Origin of the sequence: Pantoea vagans (assembly GCF_001506165.1) — a bacterium.
Classification (GTDB): domain Bacteria; phylum Pseudomonadota; class Gammaproteobacteria; order Enterobacterales; family Enterobacteriaceae; genus Pantoea; species Pantoea vagans_C.
This window is the reverse complement of record NZ_CP011427.1, coordinates 2,872,960-2,890,885: the sequence shown is the minus strand read 5'-3', so window position 1 is coordinate 2,890,885 and position 17,926 is coordinate 2,872,960. Positions and strand designations below refer to the sequence as shown.

Sequence of the window (17,926 nt, the reverse complement as noted above, 5' to 3'; positions counted from 1 at the left end):
TCCGTAACGATAGAGAATAGCGGGCCTCATTGCTTACAAGGCCCGCTGTTCCTGAATGAAATTCTGAATGGCTTGGTTAAGCAGTTGTACACAGCTGAGGGTTTCATCCAGCATCTGTTTAATATCCACGGCCTCTATTGGGGTGACGCACGCCTCTTCCAGCTTGCGACACTGCGCGGCAATGTCTAACGCACCAATGATTTGTACCGATCCTGCCAGTCGGTGCAGGCTGCGCTCCAGTGCCAGCCAGTCACCTTTATCACAGCTGGTGTAGGCGAACTGCATATCGCGCAGGTTCTCTTCACGGGTGGCACTGAGTAATCGCTCTAACATCTCGGCGTCATGGTGCGCCAGATCGCGCAGTGCATTAAGGTCGAGGAGCTGATGCAGTTTGAGGTGCTTTGAGGTAGTGGCGGCAGCTGAACGCGGGATGTTATGCAGGATGGCATCCAACTGGGGTAAACGCAGCGGTTTGAACAGGCAATCGTCCATGCCCGCATCAAGGCAACGCAAGCGCTCTTCCGGTTGGGCATTGGCGGTCAGTCCCATGATCGTCAATGGGCCACGCTGTTTCTGGCGCAGCTGGCGGGTTAAAGCAAAACCATCCATCACCGGCATGCTGCAATCTGTAATCACCAAATCAACGGTATTCTCCTGCCATAGCCATAACGCCTGTTCGCCATTCTCCGCTTCAATCACGTTATGCCCCAGGCGAGTGAGTTGTCGTTTCAGCAATAACCGGTTGGCCGGGTGATCGTCCACCGTCAAAATGGTGAGGGGTAAATTGCAACACTCCTGCTGGGAAACGGCCTCGACCGGGATATCCAGTGCTTTACGGCTGGAGAGCGGGATATGCACACTAATGCGGGTGCCGCGGCCGGGTTGGCTGTGTAGGGTGATGCATCCTCCCATCATCGCCACCATCTGCTCACAGATCGCCAGACCTAATCCTGTCCCGCTCTGTTTTTTGCCTGAAGCCGATTGTTCATAGGGATTGAAAATCAGCTGCTGCTCAACTTCGCTGATGCCAATGCCGGTGTCCTGCACGATCATTTCCAGTTGAATCTGATCATCCTCACGGGGTTGGCTGCGAATCTGCACTTCTACCGATCCATGCTCGGTGAATTTGATGGCGTTACTGATCAGGTTGGAGAGGATCTGCCGCAGACGCATCGGATCGACGTGAATCTCATCGGGATGCAGTGCATCAATGTGGTAATGCAGCAGCAAGCCTTTCTGGCGTGCCAGGCCTGAAAACACCCGCACCACCGGTTCGGCCAGCTTCTCAAAACTCACCCATTCCGTGGTGAACTCCAGCTTACCGGACTCAATTTTTGCCATATCGAGGATATCGCCAATCAGCCCCATCAGAGACTGTGCGGATTCATAGGCCACCCGCACCGACTCCTTATCACACTGCTGCTGGCGATCGGTAACCGCCAGTTCCAGCAGGCCAATAATCGCGCTGATCGGGGTGCGAATTTCATGGCTCATGGTGGCAAGGAAGGTGCTCTTGGTGCGATTTGCCTGCTCGGCGCGCTCCCGGGCTAAAGAGAGCGCGCGCGTCAGGCGTTCATGCTCGGTTACATCCTGCCAGCTACAAATTAAACCCGCGATATTGCCGTAATGATCGCGGAAGGCTTCAGCCCGATGGATCACTTCACGTCGCTCGCGTCCGTTATCGATCTGTCCACGCTGTGGCGGCATAACTCGTGATGTTTGCTCCGCCAGCAGCGTCATATGAGCGTGGCAGATGGTGTGCAATGGGTGCGCGGTATCACTGAGGGGGAGTTGGCTGATGTGGCTGTACTCATCCGCAAAAAAATGACTCCAGGCTGGATTTTTGTTGGTTAATTCACCCGCACTATTGATGACATAAATCGGCACTGGCGTACCGTTAAACAGGGTCTCTTGAAACGCTGCCTGCTCCTGAAGCCGTGCTTGCGCCTCCTTGCGTTGGCGTATGGCGCGGTGCAAATGGTAGTTCCAGAACAGAGTGGTGATTACCAGCAGCGCAAAGATTCCCGCCAGCCAATAGAACTCGTGGCGATAGGCCAACCAGGTATCCAGTTTGACATCCGGCGTGCCCTGCCATTTCATCGTCAGTTGCGAAATATCGCGGGGAGAGAGGGCCGCCAGCGCTTTATTCAAAATGCTGAGTAGCTCTGGGTTTTCGCGCCCAATGGCAAAGGCGATGCGGGCAGGATGTTCCCCCAGACGCGCCGAAATCTGCAGTCGATTGCTGAAGTAGCGGTCGATCATATATCGCGCGGATATCAGGTTGTTCACCGCGCTGTCGACGCGTCCTTCATTAACCATTTGCAGCGCGATGCTGGCATTCTCAACGTTCACCAGTTTGATATGGGGATAATTTTCCGTCAGCCACTGAGTGAGTTCATGCTGTGGAGTAATAGCGAGAGTGGTGATCTCGCTGAGTGAATTCGGCGATCCCAGCGAATCTTTACTGACTAAAACATAGGGCGGATAAACATAGGGCCGCGAAAATAACGCACGATCTTCCCGCTGCGCGCTGTAGGTCAGTGAGCCGGCAAACTCGGCCTGATGACTGCTCAACTTATCCAGCATGTCGTTGACCGAGGAAGCTTCAACCATTTTGAAATTCAGCCCGGTGCGCAGATGAATCAAGCGCAGCAAATCCGCTGTCATGCCATTGAAGCTGTTCTGACGATCTTTCAGGGTAAAGGGCGCGTCTAAGGGATTGATCACCACACGTAGCACTTTGTGTTGGCGCAGCCAGCGCCGCTCACTGTCATTGAACAGCTGCGGCTGAGCAGCCAGTGAAGCGGGTAGGCTTTGTCCCCACTGGTGAAATAAGGCCTGATGCTGCTGTTGTGGAATGGCATTAATAACCTTATTCACCGCGCGAAGTAGCGGTGCATTGGCGGCGAGGAAGACAAATCGGTGGCCAGCATCGGTGCGTTCAAAAATGCGCACGACCGAGAGTGTGGAAGCGTAGTTGCGCTCAATCAGATAGCTGGCAGAGGTCAGATTGCCGATAAACACCTCATTTTCGCCAAATGCGACCGAGGCTAGCGCGCTCAATGCGGACGGGTAGCGGGTGATTTTTGCTTCTGGATAGCGGCTCTCCACCCATGCATCACTCAAGTAGCCACGCTGCAGGGCGATGTGCAGTTGTGCAGGCTCATCCTGGCGGGCAGACAACCTGTTTTCTTGTGACACCATGGCGGGGAAGTCATCAACCACTGATTGGCTGAGCAAGAGTTCTGGCGGGGTTTCCTGATTGCCTGCGCCCGTAACCAGCATATCCAACGCGCCCTGTTGTAGGGCGTCAAAGGCAGCGCTGCGACTGGGAAAGTAGTGCGTTTTTATCTGAAGCCCAAGATGATGCAGCACCAGTTTGGTGTAATCAGCCGATAAGCCCTCTAAGGTATTCGCGTCGCTGGTGAGATTAAAAGGGGGATTATCGGGTGAATAGACACCCACTTTGATCTCGCGTTTTTTACCCAGCCAACGCCAGTCGTTATCGGACAGGGTAAACGTCAGTGGGATAATTTGCTCGCGACTGAATATCTGCATCATCCGAGACTCTTCCGCCTGCGCGGGCAGAATGAACAGGCTAAAAAAGAGAGTAAGCAGATACGCGAATTTAAGCATGAGGTATTCAGGAGATATTATTGCGTTTGGCGAATTCGTAGAGTCCGACCATATTATGAATGTCCAGTTTCTACATCAGTCGACGTTTATAAGTGCTAACCGTCTTGTCGCTTATTTTCATTTTTTGTGCCATTTCGACGACTTTCATTCCTCGGGTTAAAAACACCAGCACCTGAAGTTCTTTACTGGAGAGAGCTTCAATTTTTGCTTTGTCTGCTGGTTCATCATCGGCCATGCCATGGCGTTTACGATTCAGCGGAAAATAACCGTAGCCTGCGTTAATCGCTCTAATCGCATCGTGTAATTCCGTCATATTATTGCGTTTACTGATAAAACCATCCGCACCCGCGCTGGCACTGCGTTTGATATAGTGATCGCCGTCCTTACCCGTCAGCACTAAGATGCCGCCGCCAAAGTCATTGTTGCGCAGGCGTTGCACCAGATCGATGCCGTTGTAGGAGGGCATATCGATATCAACGATAATTAAATCCGGTGAGAGTCTTTTGGTGAGGTTCATCGCTTCAAAGCCGTCATCGGTTTCACCGATGACATTCATATTATCCGTTTCAAGTAATAATCGGAGTGCCATCCTGACTACCGGATGATCATCAACAATAAGCACATTCTTCATGTCACAGTCCTGTTAATCACGAAAGAAGTTATTAGATGTTATTTTAATGGTTAATGGATTTTATGATTAAAGCGTGGGTGGCGCAAATGTTAATTTTGTAGTGATTGCCTTACGAGGTTAATATCCATTCCTGACTGGGTTTTTATTGTTTTTAATATATTATTTATTTCGTTGGCGTATTTTTATTAATTATTTGATTTGAGGGGAAGATCATTTATTGTCGTTGGGCACTGTTGTGCCCAGAGTGACATTATTGGTGATGAATAATCACATACTCACGCTTGGTGTAGCAGGTGGCGCCATCGGGGAGATCTTTATTGACAAATGTCTGCGCACCAATGGTGACGTTGCTCCCTATTGTTAAATTATTCGCGATGATGCAACTGTGAGCACCAATACTCACGTTATCGCCGATGTCGATTCTGCCGTCAGTATGGTCCTTAACGCCAATGGTGGTGTTCTGGCGGATGACCAGATTGGCACCGGCTCGCACCACATTAGAGATGACAATGCCGTTGTGATGCCCGATACGCAGCCCAGGACCGATCACCGCGCCAAGTGCTATCTCAACGTTGTAGCGCTCCGTGATGCGGTCATTGAGCCAGATCGCAAATTTACGATTCCATTTGCCGCCTTTGGCGTGAAAGTAACTGGCGAAACGCCATTTCACCTGATATTGCACATGACGGCTTTTTCGGTAACGGCGCCATGCCCGTCCCCAAGAGAACGTGCGATCAAGCCCCATGGTTTCGGCATGAATGCAAAGGCGGAGGAACGCATAAGGGGAAAGGTTTTGCTCATCGTTTATCATGGAGTTAGCCAGGAATTGTCCGGATTTTGATAATACTCGCATTCTATAGGCGCAATCCTGACAATCAAAGCGTCACCTATTCCTCAGTAGGTGCACCCGCTGTCGGTTGCGGGTGCCCTACAGGCTTCAGTGAATGTGACCAGACAATTTGATGCGTTCAATTAAGCTGGCTGGCGTACTGCCAGCCAGACTTTTTTCAGCAGGAAGGTGAGGGGAATGGCAAGAATTGCACCGGTGATGCCGAGCAGCGCTTGCCAGAACAGGAAAGCCAATAGCTGAACTGTCAGCGTCATATTCAGGCGTTTTCCCAGCATCAGCGGTTCCAGCACCGAACTCAGCATCAGATTGAGGGCGACAAAAAATGCCACCATCATCAGACTGGTTTTGATATCGAACATGATAAAGGTTTGGATTACCGGCGGAATGGCCGCCAGGAACGAACCCAATACCGGAATGTAGTTGAAGATAAACATCAGCACGCCCCACAAAAAGGCGAACTTGAGCCCAATCATATGGGCCACTGCCCAGACAATCACACCGCCGAGTAGACCGGTAAACGTTTTGACCCGCGCATAGACCAGTACGCTCTGAATCCCTTCCTCCAGTGCCGTGAATAAGCGGGTGTGCCGTTCGCTGGTGCGTACCACGCGTTTTAGCAGTGGCAGTTCAATGAGCATAAACAACAGCATCAAAAACACCATCAGCCACCAGGAGAGTAAGCCGGGAATCATCGACAGTTGCGTGGTGACGAAACGTACCACCGCTCCCGCATCAACGAAATTCAGCATCTCATCGGCGGTGAGGATAATGCCCATCTGGCTGAGGGATTGCGTCAGGTATTGCAGCTTGGCGGCGACCAGATTAGGCGCCTGGCGGCTGAGTTTAATCAGATCGGGTGCCGACGCGCTGAGTGACATGATGGTGATTACGATCAGCATTAACAGGATGACGATCACCAGCAGTGAAGAGAGGGCGCGAGGAATGCCGCGCTGTGCCAGGCGGCTAATCAGCGGGTCCAGCATGGCGGCAAGAAAAATAGCCAACAGCACCTGATTGATCAACGGTGCAGCGAGCCGCAAGCCCAGTAAAACCAAGGTGAGGCATGCGAGCAGGAACAGGGCTTGCGCCACGGGGGAGAGCGTTTTTAACCAACCCTGGTACATCGGTGCAGTTCTCCAGTCAGCGGGCGGTTACCCAACGTGGGCAACCGCCTGATCGGGAAACCGCTTACTCGCGCAATTTCCCCTCTTCGATAAACTCTTCATCGATCTCTTCGGCATTCTCACGGTTGTCACGTCCGGAGAGCAGATTCCAACAGGCGATAAACAGTGCTGCAATTAGCGGGCCGATGACAAAACCGTTGATACCGTAAACTTCCATGCCGCCGAGCGTAGAGATCAGGATCAAGTAGTCTGGCATTTTGGTGTCTTTACCCACCAACAGGGGACGTAAAATGTTGTCCACTAAGCCAACCACCACCACGAAGAAACCGACCAGGAACAACCCTTTCCACACCGCGCTGGTGGCGAAGAAGAAAATCGCTGCTGGTACCCAAACTATAGCTGAACCCACCGCCGGGATCAGCGACAGGAACGCCATCAGCGTGCCCCATAGCAGACTGCCATCAATGCCGGTGATCCAGAAGGCGATACCGCCCAGAATCCCCTGAACCACTGCCACCACAACCGTGCCTTTTACCGTAGCACGGGACACCGCCGCGAACTTCATCATCAGATGATGCTTTACGTAGGTTGAAAGCGGCAGCGCTTCCAGCATCAACGCCACTAACCATGCGCCATCCTTTAACAGGAAGAACAGCAGGTAGAGCATTACGCCAAAACCCACGGTGAAGGTGAAGGTACCTTTGCCGATCAGGAACACACTGCCGGCCATGTACTGACCGCCTTTTAACGCAAACTCAGACAGTTTTTGCTGAATCTGTCCGGCATTGTCGAGGTGATTTTCAGCGAGATAGTTACGCGCCCATGAAGGTAAATGCTGCATCAGATCGGCAAACACCGCAGGGAACTGCGACGAGTTGTTCTGCAGCTTGGTGTAGACGGTGTTGACCTCCACCACCATTGAAGAGGTGATGATGGCCAGTGGCGTGAAGACGATCAGGCAAATGATCGCTAAGGTGGCAAAGGCAGCCAGCCCGTTGCGATCGCCCATTTTGCGGCGCAGCAGGGATTTTAATGGATGGAAGATCACCGCCAGAATCGCAGCCCAGAAGATGGCGGAAAAGTAGGGTGTCAGCACATCAAAAAAGGCAACCGTGACGATCGCCAAAATCACAATAAAGAAACCGAAGTTAAGGCCTTTGATTCGCATTGCATAATCTCATGTGTAAATGTGGCGATTGAACTATAGAACGTGAAACGCGGAATGTAATGCTTTTGCCCTGAAGGATTGTCCCGATCTGTCCGGATGGTGTCCGTCAGCGGTCTGGTGCTGACCGCACAAGCAGGTGATGATAGGCGCTAAACTGAGAGGAGACCGCCATGCTGGAACTTCGTCCTAACTGCGAATGCTGTGATAAAGATTTGCCGCCAGAGTCACCGGATGCCCGTATTTGTTCATTTGAATGCACCTTCTGTGTCACCTGCGTGGAAACCATCCTGAACCAGCGCTGCCCGAATTGCAGCGGCGAATTGGTGCGCCGTCCGGTTCGTCCTGCCGCCGCGTTAGCGCGTCATCCGGCATCGACCACACGACATTTATCGGCATCGTCAACGCGTTGATTCCGTTGTCTGCACGTCCACTATTATTCTTTTAATGCAATCATCTGCCTGAAATAACCTTTTCTGAGGTGCGATCTTCTATTGTCAGACCCGTCAGGGATGAAAAAACACTCAGTTAAATAGAAAGCGAGGGATAATCCTAAACTCAATGTAGATAATATTAAGCGCGGTATTAATCACAGATGTGTATTAATGGGGCTAATAAGGATTTTTATCTGATAAGCGCGTAAGGGAATGATGAATAACATTGAAGTTTGCTCTGAATAAACCGTCCATTTTAAAATTGGTTTTTGTAATTGCCTTATTTTATAGTGCGTTATGATGTTTTTATGGCAAGTAACGGCCTTTTTTTCGCCACGCTCCTCTGCAAAACAGAAAAGAGTGCTTAATCCCTCCCCGATTCTGGTCAGAGCACAGACCTTATTTGTCAGGAAGTGAGGGGCAGCGAAATATAATTTTCTTTCCCCGTTAAATTTTTACGGTTTTTTCCGAAAAGCAGGGGGTTTTAAAAGAATTTTGCATTTTAAAGTGGTATTGTTTATCGGCAATGCTAGTGATGTGGCGTTGTGTGCTTCAGTTTTACCCTCAAATTTGCAGGGTTTACCCGCTTTATGCAATTTATGGAATTAGCATTATCCACCCGATCCCCGCGATCGGGTTTCTTTCCCCCTCTCATCTCCATTTTTTGTTCACATTGAGTCCATTTGATGTCAGAAAAGACACAATCGTTAAGAAAGCGATAATTCGCGGTAATTTATTGTAAGTCACCGATTTTTTAGGAATTTTGGAAATCCTCTTTTGCTGCCATTTGATGAATAGTGATACTCAACGGTGCGAGAACTGCCGTTATCATTGGAGGCAACATCATGAAAAAAACTACATCAAATCTTATTGCGTCACTTATTGCATGCAGCTCACTGTTTTCAGCCGTTTCCTGGGCCGATGGCCCGGGTGACCAACACTGGCAGCCGCGTGGCGGCGACCAACATCAGGACCACGGCCGTGGCCCTGATCATGGCGGCGACCGGGGTCCCGATCGTGGTCATGGCCCAGACCGTGGCCCGGATCATCACGACCGTTATGCTGACCATCGTATGCCGGAAGGACACCACGGCGGTGACCACTTCGCATGGAATGGCCATGATTTCCGTCGTGGGCACCCAATGCCGCCAGAATTCCGTGGCCCGCATTATCGTGTAGATGACTGGCGTGAACGTCGCCTGCCGGAGCCACCGCGTGGTGAGTACTGGTCTTATGTTGATGGCAACTATGTGTTGATTGCTGCAGCAACGGGCGTGATCACCTCGCTGATTCTGAATGGCGCGTTTAACTAATATCGCTTGCACGGATGGTGTCCACCATCCGTGTTTCTCTCCGCTTTCTTCGCTCACCAGGTTATCCTCTCTACGGCCCTTTTTTCCTTTCAATGCGCTAAGGAGTCATGATGACCGTGGTAAAAATGGTGGCGGTGGATAAGGACGGCACCTTCCTCGACGATAAAAAACAGTACAACCGGGCACGTTTTCAGGCCTGTTATCAGGAAATGAAACGGCGCGGCATCAAATTTGTGGTCGCCAGCGGCAACCAGTATTACCAGCTCAAATCCTTCTTCCCCGACATCTCCAGTGAAATTGCTTTCGTGGCCGAAAACGGCGCGTGGATCATCGACTGCGACGAAGAGTTGTTCTGCGGCTCGTTCTCACGCGCGGACATTGACGCGGTGCTCGATACCCTGCACAACGGACACTATCCAGAACTGCGCTACATTCTGTGTGGACGCGACAGCGCTTACTACTTTGAGGGTATCGAAGAGAGCTGGCTGGTCAAAATGCGTCACTACTGCCATCGTCTGAAGCCGATTCGCAGCCTCGATGAGGTCGGCGATGACAAACTCTTCAAGTTTGCCCTTAACCTGTCTGATGAATACGTTGAGCCGCTAATGGCGGACATTGAGCGCCTGCATCAGGGTTCGGCTGCGGCGACATCCAGCGGTCACGGATCGGTGGATTTAATCGTGCCGGGCAATCACAAAGGCCATGGACTCGATCTGCTGGGCAAACGCTGGGGCATCGATCGCAGTGAGATTCTTGTGTTCGGCGATGGCGGCAACGATCTGGAGATGCTGCAGCAATCCGGTTTTAGCTTTGCCATGGCGAATGCGCCGCAGAAAGTTAAAGACGCGTCGCGCTTTGAGGCTCCCAACAATAACCAAGAGGGCGTGCTGCAGGTGATTGAGCAGATGCTGGCGGGCAAGTCACCCTTTGTCATTTAATCGTCATGCAGCCTTAAGCTATTCCTGACTTTGCCGATACTCGATTGTGACGGAACGCACAATTCGCCGCTGAGCGGCAGTTTCTTATCTCAATCGAAAATGCAGTCGGTAAGTAAGGATAAATTATGTTGCCAACCCGTTTGGCTGCCCGCATGACGTTGGGCGGCCTGTTATTGCTTTGTGTTACTACCGCAGTGGTGTTCTCCGTATTGATGTTACGCGGTCAGCCGCGTGTCATCGAAGCCAGCCATACGCTGATTGAGCAGGCCGGCAACAACCTTGTCAGTCAATTGAATCAGCAACTGGTACGCATCGAAGGCGAAGCCGTCAGTATGGCGCGTCTGGCAGAAGTCCTGCCGCACGATGCCACACTCTGGCAGCTGAGTTTCCCGCAGATTATCAACAGCAGCGGCGATAAAACCATCGCGGGCGGCGGCGTGTGGCCGGAACCGGACGCCTTTACCCCCGGCGTGCAGCGTCGCAGTTTTTTCTGGGCGCGACAGAACGATGGCTCGCTGGCCTATTCGGATGGTTATAACCAGCCGGAGGGGAATCCCTATCAACAAGAGAGTTGGTATAGCGCCGTGCGCAGTTCGGCGCGCGATCGCTGCGGCTGGTCTGAGGTTTATCAGGATCCGGTGTCCGGCGTAAAAATGGTGACCTGCAGCGTGCCTTATGTGGCTGGGGACCGGTTTGCCGGGGTCGCGACTCTGGATGTGCAACTGGATAACCTGGCGGGCTTTATGCAGCAAAAAGGACAGGTCACAGGCGGTTACGCGTTTGCGCTGGATAGCGCAGGGAATCTGCTCTATTACCCAGGTCAGGATTTAAAGACCTTGAGCACCCTGAAAAGCCTGACCGAGAAATCAGCGTGGCTTGCGCCTCTGGCAGAGCAAATTAGCCAGCTTAAAGGTGCAGGTGACGTGCAAAAAATGTCGGATTTTGCCGATGATTATCTCCACACCCGCGCACAGGTGACGCTGTTCCGCATGCCAGGCACCGGCTGGGTGGTGGGATTGGTGACGCCGGAAAGTGTGGTCAGCGGTCTGGCGCGTACCATGATGCGCGACATCTTCACCTTCCTGATCCCGGCGATGATTGTGCTGCTGTTGCTCACCTGGATGTTTACCCAACGTATTGGACAGCGTTTGAAAGCGACACACGTGGCGCTGGACGCCATTGCCCACGGTGATGGTGACCTGACGCGCCGTTTAACCAAAAGCGGACGTGATGAGTTAGCGGATATCGCCGAAGCCTTTAACAGCTTTGTTGATAAAATTGCTGGCGTAATTTCCCGCGTGCAGGGAAGCGGTGAAACCGTTGCCGCCAATGCTTCGGGCCTGGCGCAGAGTAATTACGCCTTATCCGAAAAGATTGCTGAACAGGCCGCTGCACTGGAACAGAGTGCCGCCGCGATGGAGCAGCTTAACGCCACCGTGCAGCAGAACGCCGAAAACACCCGGCTTGCCGATGCGGCGGCGGAGCAAACCGCCAGTATCGCGCGCAGCAGCAGTGAGGTGATGAGTGAAGTGGTGAGCACCATGGGCTCGATTCAATCTTCCTCACGCCGCGTGGCGGAGATCCTGACGGTAATCGACAGCATTGCGTTCCAGACCAATATTCTGGCGCTGAACGCAGCGGTTGAAGCGGCGCGCGCGGGTGAACAGGGCAGAGGTTTTGCGGTGGTGGCCTCGGAAGTGCGCGCGCTGGCGCAGCGCAGTGCCACGGCGGCGCAGGAGATTAAAGCGCTGATCGCTGATTCGGACAGCAACGTGCTGGCGGGCAGTAAGCTGGTGCAGGGCGCGGGCCAGCAATTGACGCAGTTGGTCGGTGATGTGCATAAGGTGAAGCAGGTGGTCAGCGAAATGCGCGTCGCGGGGGATGAGCAGAGCAAAGGGATTGCGGAGGTGACGCTGGCGGTTTCGCAAATGGAGCGGGGCATTCAGCAGAACCTGATGTTAGTGACGCAAACGGCGGAGAATACCCAAGCCTTGCGTGATGAAGCCGCGCAGCTGGCGCAAGAGATTTCCATGTTTAAGGTGGTGTAGTTCGTAGGCGGCCTTCAGGCCGCCCGCTTTATCAAACCACGCGCCATGCGGCGGCGATCATCTCGGTCAGGGTTGGGGCATCGTAACTCACCCAGCCATTTTTACTGTTGGCGCGTGCCACAATCCAGTCCACTTCGGTGGCACTCAGCGTCGGGCCCTCCTGCCAGAACGGCACAATCGCGTGCTGTTGTAACCAGGCTTTGAGTGCCAGCGCAGGGGGAGCCGGATCCTCTGGCAACAGCGCTTGACCTAACTGCGCCATCAGACGCTGTTGATCGTCATTTTCACTTTCGGCCAGCACATCAAGGAACGGGAACAGTAAGCGACCACACACTTCACCGTGATGGAACGGCTTAATCGCGCCCAGTTCACCTGCGATCCCGTGGATCACACCCAATCCTGCACTGCTCAGGCAAACGCCGCCAAGCCAGGAGGCCATCATCATCGCTTCACGTGCTTCGTCACCTTGCTGGTCGTCACGGTTCAGGTTCGGCCAGGCTGTAAAGAACAACCGCAGGCCGCTCAGTGCGGTTTGCTGGGTGAAGAGATTCCCTTTACGTGACAGGTACGCTTCGAACAAGTGGGTAAAAGCGTCAATGGCGCAGGTCGCGAGCACGCTATCGGGCGCACCTTTTAACAAATCAGGATCGAGAATCGCGACATGCGGCACAAACACCGGATGGCGCAGCGACGCTTTAACCTGAATATGCTGTTGATCGGTCACCACGGCATTTTGCGTCGCTTCGCTGCCGGTCCCTGCGGTGGTCGGGATGGCAATCAAAGGCAGCGTGATGGCCTGAACGGCGGTATCCCCCACTTTTTCCAGATAGCGCGCGGTATTCAGCGGATGCTGCATCATGGCACTGAACGCTTTTGCCGCATCCAACACGCTACCGCCGCCTATCGCGACCACACGATCAACGTGACCGCGCCAGCGGTTAACCCACGCATCGATTTCATCGGGCGAGGCTTCATGGCTGACAATCTCGTAACCCAAAATCTGGTCATTTAGCGCGGCACCCAGCCGTTGCCAGGCCGGGCCGTTAAGAAATGAGCGACCACAAAACAGCAGTGTGGGTTGGGGATTGGCCGCTAACAGCGGCACCAGGCGGTCAATGCTACCGCGACCAAACAGGGTTTGTTGATTACTGTACAACGCGATCAGATTCTCACTCACCTGCATGTCCTTTTTGAATGGCGTGAATCATCTAGTGTAACCAAAAGCCGTGACGTCCCCGTGGCAAACATTCTGATAACCACCAGGCAAAAAGTTGATCACCTTCGCAAAACAGAAATTCCGCCGCCGCATCTGATGCTTTGTGCGCAATGTTACCCTTAACATGATACCCGTAACATTGCGTAAGCGACTTAACGCCAGGCGCAGATGTCGTGAAATTCAAAGTCCTCTGGGATAACCAAAAACAAACCGCTGCCGACTTCTCGTCGTACGCAAAAGTGGAGAAAAATTATGCCATTACTCTATGTGGCGATTGGCGTCGCATTACTGCTGCTGCTGATGATCCGTTTCAGACTCAACGGGTTTATTGCGCTGATCCTGGTCGCGTTGGCGGTGGGCATGATGCAAGGAATGCCAGTCAATAAAGTGATTGGATCAATCAAAGCCGGTGTCGGTGGCACATTAGGCAGCCTGGCGCTGATCATGGGCTTCGGTGCCATGCTGGGCAAACTGCTGGCGGATTGCGGCGGGGCGCAACGTATCGCCACCACGCTGATCGACAAATTTGGCCCGAAGCATATTCAATGGGCACTGGTGCTGACCGGGTTTACCGTGGGGTTCGCACTGTTCTATGAAGTCGGTTTTGTGTTGATGTTGCCGCTGGTGTTCAGCGTGGCAGCCTCAGCGCGAGTCCCGTTACTCTTTGTTGGCGTGCCGATGGCGGCCGCGTTGTCTGTAACGCACGGTTTCCTGCCTCCGCATCCGGGTCCAACGGCGATTGCCACGCTGTTTAATGCCGATATGGGTAAAACGCTGCTGTACGGCACGCTGTTAGGTATCCCAACGGTGATTCTTGCCGGTCCGGTTTATGCGCGTTTCTTGAAAGGCATCGACAAGCCGATCCCTGAAGGACTGTGGAACCCGAAAACCTTTACTGAAGCGGAAATGCCAGGTTTCGGCGTCAGCGTGGGAACTGCACTGGTTCCGGTGATTCTGATGGCGCTGCGCGCAGTGGCCGAAATGGTGTTGCCAAAAGGGCACCTGTTATTGCCGTATGCCGAGTTCTTCGGTGACCCGATCATGGCAACGCTGATCGCGGTGTTAATCGCCATCTTCACCTTCGGTCTGAACCGCGGCCGCAGCATGGATGAAGTGATGGGCACCATTACCGATTCGATCAAAATCATTGCCATGATGCTGTTGATCATTGGTGGTGGTGGCGCATTCAAGCAGGTGCTGGTGGACAGCGGCGTGGATAAATATATCGCCAGCATGATGCATGAAACCAACGTCTCGCCGATCTTTATGGCGTGGTCGATTGCCGCTGTGCTGCGTATTGCGCTGGGTTCTGCAACGGTAGCAGCGATTACCGCAGGCGGCATCGTCGCACCGTTGATTGTCACTAGCGGCGCCAGCCCAGAACTGATGGTGATTGCGGTGGGTTCCGGCAGCGTGATCTTCTCGCACGTTAACGATCCCGGCTTCTGGCTGTTCAAGGAGTATTTCAACCTGACGATTGGTGAAACCATTCGCTCGTGGTCGGCGCTGGAAACCATTATTTCGGTGTGCGGTTTGGTGGGCTGTCTGCTGCTCGCGAATGTGATCTAAATGCAAGGCTGAGGTATTGCACCTCAGCCTCATGCCAGCGGTCTACTGTGCCAGGGCACGGAAGGCCGCTAACTCCTCTTCGGGCATCCCTGCGCTAAGTGCAGCCGCGCAGATTTGCTCCCAGCTATTGCTATCCAGTGGGATGCCATCACGATCGCGATCAACGCGGTTCTGCTCTTCCCATTCGCCCGGAACCTGAATCGGTGCATCACCGCTTTGCGGTGAACGTTTCACCCACTCAAGGAAAGATTCCGCCTCTTCCTGCATCGCAGGGGCATCGAACGCCTCGGGATTGACGATAATCGTGGTCATGCAGTTGAAAATAGCATCATGGCTGCTGACCAGGGTGGCATCGTGGGTGGTGCGGCCACCGGAAAGCGCACCGCCAAGAATCTCGCACATGGTCGCCAGTGCATAGCCTTTATGCAGGCCAAACGGCATCAGCGAGCCATAGGGGGCTTGATGCATCACACCTGGTTCCGTGGTGGGCTGACCCTGATGATCGATTAAATAACCCGGCGCGACCTGCTGGTCTTTATTCCAGGCCACGCGTGTTTTGCCATAAGCAATGCCGCTGGTGGCGAAATCGAGCAGCAGCGGTTTGGCGTCACGACGTGGGAAGATGGCGCAGAACGGATTGGTGCCGAAACGACGGTCGCTGCCATTAAACGGCGCAACCATGGGATCACCCATCACATTGACGAAATGGAAGGAGACAAACCCCGCCGCCGCGCACTGTTCCGCCCAGTGACCAATACGGCCGATATGGTGCGAGTGATGCAGCCCAACCGCCGCAATACCCAACTTCGCTGCTCGCTCAATACCGTGCTGCATGGCCTCGTGCGCTGCAACCTGACCGAATCCGTTGTGGCCGTGCAGCGTGATAACGGCACCCGCATCTTTTTCGATGGTGGCGTGCTGGTTAAGCTGCAGAAAACCCTGGGACAGGGAGTTCATATAGCTGGGGATCATGCCGACGCCATGTGAGTCGTGGCCTGCCAGATTCGCGGCGACCAGGTGATCGGCAACCAGACGCGACTCTTCAGCGCTGCTGCCTGCGTGCAACCAAATGGCCTGGACAAACTGATGCAACTGGGAAGGGGGAATACGATAGAGGGCACTCACGCGGTTAATCTCCATGTCATCATTAATCAGGCATCCTGCGCCGAAAGTATTAATAACCGCAAGTAAGTGTTTTAAAAGCAAAGGGCCACAAAGCGTGGCCCAAAATCTTAGTGCGGCTGTTCAAAGCCGGCTTTAACCATTTGTTCACGCAAAGCGCGGGTAATTTCACGGTTCCCACCCGTGACAGGATAAATGACATTATTGACGACATCGTCAAGGTAGTGCTCTTCAAACTCTTGCATGGTGAGCTGTGTGCCACCCTCATCATTAATGGCAATACTGCCACTGATGTGGTTGCCATAATCCTTTGCCTTCAGGCTGTAACGCCCCATGCTGGTATTAATCGTGCTCATAAGATCTCCTTGTTACGTAGGCAGTGATAACAATTGAGGCCTGCTAGAGGCGCTGTAAGTTTAGACAGCGCAGAGGGACCTTGTGCGGTCAGGCGAGGGGGTAAAATCACGACCTGCGACCGGTCTCGCAGAAATTTAATTGAAGTGAAATAACAACGCCGACAAGACGTGACCCGGCTCGCACCCGGCAGCGAACTCAGAATGATCATCTATACTGGAATGGAGACGCGTTATTTTTCATCACTGAAGGAGCGAATAATGAAAATAATCCTGTGGATCATTGCCATCATCTTTATTGTGGGACTGTTGACGATTACTGGCGTGTTTAAACTGATTTTCTAACACTAACAGGCACCTTTGGGTGCCTGTTGAGTTTATTCGGCGCGCGATGCGGTCCACTCGTCATAGGTGACCAGCGGCGGATGCAAATCTTGCTGATTAATTGGCTTGCCACAGCCCGCACAGCAAGCCCCATGGTGACGAGGTGCACTGTTATTTTCACGCTTTGGCAACGTGAAGAAGAATTTTACGCAACCGCAGTGGCTACAGCGAATGGTCATCTCAATTTTCCCCTCTCTCCTTCCTGGAAAGATGAGATTTATCTCATTCATCCTGTGAGTTCAATTCATAAATTTAATTAATTTGTTTACGATGTAAATGACCTGCGATAAGTGGCTGAATATTAACTTATGTCCTTAAGTAACTATCACGGGTAGTGTGCATTTTTTGCACCTGCTAACCATGAAAATGCTGCCGCTTGTGCGCGTAATTATGGCTGATGCGCCCTCTAAAATTTCCTCATAGTGAGCCGGATAATCCAGACATAACCTGGAGCTTTTAAGCTCTTATTTGCATACCTTTCCCGATCTTGATGTTGAAAAACGGCAGCATTGCCAGGATGGAAATGAGTTGCTGCCGGCAGAAGATCTTACGGGAATTTTTTTGTGAATCGGACTGTTTTTACCACTCTAATGAGTGGCATTTTGATCTTGATGATCACGCAATCGACACCCGCAGCGACCCTGTCACAAACCCTTGAATCAGGTTGGAATACCTTCAGTAGCAATGCGGTCAAGACGTGGGAGCAACCGCAAAATGATGACTTTTATCTGCCCGCTATCACCTGGCATAACCGTTTGGCATATGATGACGAGCACATCAATAAATACAATGAGCGGCCGTGGGGCGCCGGGGGTGGTGTTTCTCGCTGGGACGAAAAAGGGAACTGGCACGGTCTGTATGCGATGGTGTTCAAGGACTCGTTTAACAAGTGGGAGCCCATTGCAGGATACGGTTGGGAGGCGACCTGGCGTCCGCTTGATGATCAGAACTTCCACATCGGGGCAGGGTACACCGCAGGTGTGACGGCGAGAGATAACTGGCGCTATATTCCGGTTCCGTTGATTTTACCATTAGCATCAATCGGATACGGACCAGCTACTTTCCAAATGACTTATATTCCAGGCACTTATAACAATGGTAATGTCTATTTTGCCTGGCTAAGATTCCAGTTTTGAACGGTGA

General features: G+C 52.7%; 15 protein-coding genes. 6 read left to right on the top strand and 9 right to left on the bottom strand.

Annotated elements, in window-relative coordinates; genetic code table 11:
* Positions 1-33: 33 nt before the first annotated feature.
* The 5 genes from LK04_RS13530 to LK04_RS13510 form a co-directional block, all read right to left on the bottom strand.
* Positions 34-3,636 carry an ATP-binding protein gene (locus tag LK04_RS13530; RefSeq protein ID WP_039330549.1) on the bottom strand — a complete coding sequence of 1,201 codons (3,603 nt, stop codon included), beginning with the start codon at positions 3,634-3,636 and terminating at the stop codon, positions 34-36.
* A gap of 70 nt (positions 3,637-3,706) precedes the next feature.
* The gene (locus LK04_RS13525) at positions 3,707-4,267 is read right to left on the bottom strand and encodes a response regulator (RefSeq protein ID WP_071885747.1); all 561 of its coding nucleotides are present in this window, start codon (positions 4,265-4,267) and stop codon (positions 3,707-3,709) included.
* Between the two features lie 250 nt (positions 4,268-4,517).
* Positions 4,518-5,078: a hypothetical protein gene (locus LK04_RS13520; RefSeq protein WP_039330548.1), complete on the bottom strand. Its 561-nt coding sequence runs from the start codon at positions 5,076-5,078 to the stop codon at positions 4,518-4,520.
* A gap of 161 nt (positions 5,079-5,239) precedes the next feature.
* Positions 5,240-6,241, bottom strand: coding sequence for an AI-2E family transporter (locus LK04_RS13515; protein ID WP_039330547.1), 1,002 nt, complete (start codon positions 6,239-6,241; stop codon positions 5,240-5,242).
* A 64-nt stretch (positions 6,242-6,305) separates the two neighbouring features.
* Positions 6,306-7,409: an AI-2E family transporter gene (locus LK04_RS13510; RefSeq protein ID WP_039330546.1), complete on the bottom strand. Its 1,104-nt coding sequence runs from the start codon at positions 7,407-7,409 to the stop codon at positions 6,306-6,308.
* A gap of 170 nt (positions 7,410-7,579) precedes the next feature.
* Between LK04_RS13510 and LK04_RS13505 the strand changes: the two genes are divergently transcribed.
* The 4 genes from LK04_RS13505 to LK04_RS13490 all read left to right on the top strand — a co-directional run bounded on the left by LK04_RS13505 (position 7,580) and on the right by LK04_RS13490 (position 12,139).
* On the top strand, positions 7,580-7,819 hold the full coding sequence (locus tag LK04_RS13505; protein WP_039330545.1) for a DUF1272 domain-containing protein: 240 nt from the start codon (positions 7,580-7,582) through the stop codon (positions 7,817-7,819).
* Positions 7,820-8,685: 866 nt separating this feature from the next.
* Positions 8,686-9,153: an RcnB family protein gene (locus tag LK04_RS13500; RefSeq protein WP_039330544.1), complete on the top strand. Its 468-nt coding sequence runs from the start codon at positions 8,686-8,688 to the stop codon at positions 9,151-9,153.
* 110 nt (positions 9,154-9,263) lie between these two features.
* Positions 9,264-10,091 carry a Cof-type HAD-IIB family hydrolase gene (locus LK04_RS13495; RefSeq protein WP_039330543.1) on the top strand — a complete coding sequence of 276 codons (828 nt, stop codon included), beginning with the start codon at positions 9,264-9,266 and terminating at the stop codon, positions 10,089-10,091.
* Between the two features lie 125 nt (positions 10,092-10,216).
* Positions 10,217-12,139, top strand: a complete 1,923-nt coding sequence (locus LK04_RS13490) for a methyl-accepting chemotaxis protein (protein WP_039330542.1) — start codon at positions 10,217-10,219, stop codon at positions 12,137-12,139.
* Between the two features lie 31 nt (positions 12,140-12,170).
* Here the strand turns inward: LK04_RS13490 and LK04_RS13485 are convergent, their stop codons facing one another.
* Positions 12,171-13,322, bottom strand: a complete 1,152-nt coding sequence (locus LK04_RS13485; RefSeq protein ID WP_231568850.1) for an iron-containing alcohol dehydrogenase — start codon at positions 13,320-13,322, stop codon at positions 12,171-12,173.
* A 285-nt stretch (positions 13,323-13,607) separates the two neighbouring features.
* Here LK04_RS13485 and gntT point away from each other — a divergent pair, with 285 nt between their 5' ends.
* The gene (gene gntT / locus LK04_RS13480) at positions 13,608-14,924 is read left to right on the top strand and encodes a gluconate transporter (protein ID WP_039330541.1); all 1,317 of its coding nucleotides are present in this window, start codon (positions 13,608-13,610) and stop codon (positions 14,922-14,924) included.
* A 42-nt stretch (positions 14,925-14,966) separates the two neighbouring features.
* On the opposite strand, the gene LK04_RS13475 is transcribed toward gntT, so the two are convergent.
* The 3 genes from LK04_RS13475 to LK04_RS13465 form a co-directional block, all read right to left on the bottom strand.
* Complete coding sequence (locus LK04_RS13475) at positions 14,967-16,049, bottom strand: malate/lactate/ureidoglycolate dehydrogenase (protein WP_039330590.1); 1,083 nt, start codon at positions 16,047-16,049, stop codon at positions 14,967-14,969.
* 107 nt (positions 16,050-16,156) lie between these two features.
* Positions 16,157-16,402, bottom strand: coding sequence for a hypothetical protein (locus LK04_RS13470; RefSeq protein WP_039330540.1), 246 nt, complete (start codon positions 16,400-16,402; stop codon positions 16,157-16,159).
* Between the two features lie 374 nt (positions 16,403-16,776).
* Entirely contained in the window at positions 16,777-16,962 is a 186-nt protein-coding gene (locus LK04_RS13465; RefSeq protein WP_039330539.1) for a hypothetical protein, read from the bottom strand.
* A 384-nt stretch (positions 16,963-17,346) separates the two neighbouring features.
* On the opposite strand from LK04_RS13465, the gene pagP reads away from it, so the two are divergent.
* Complete coding sequence (gene pagP / locus LK04_RS13460; RefSeq protein ID WP_039330538.1) at positions 17,347-17,919, top strand: lipid IV(A) palmitoyltransferase PagP; 573 nt, start codon at positions 17,347-17,349, stop codon at positions 17,917-17,919.
* Positions 17,920-17,926 lie beyond the last annotated feature (7 nt).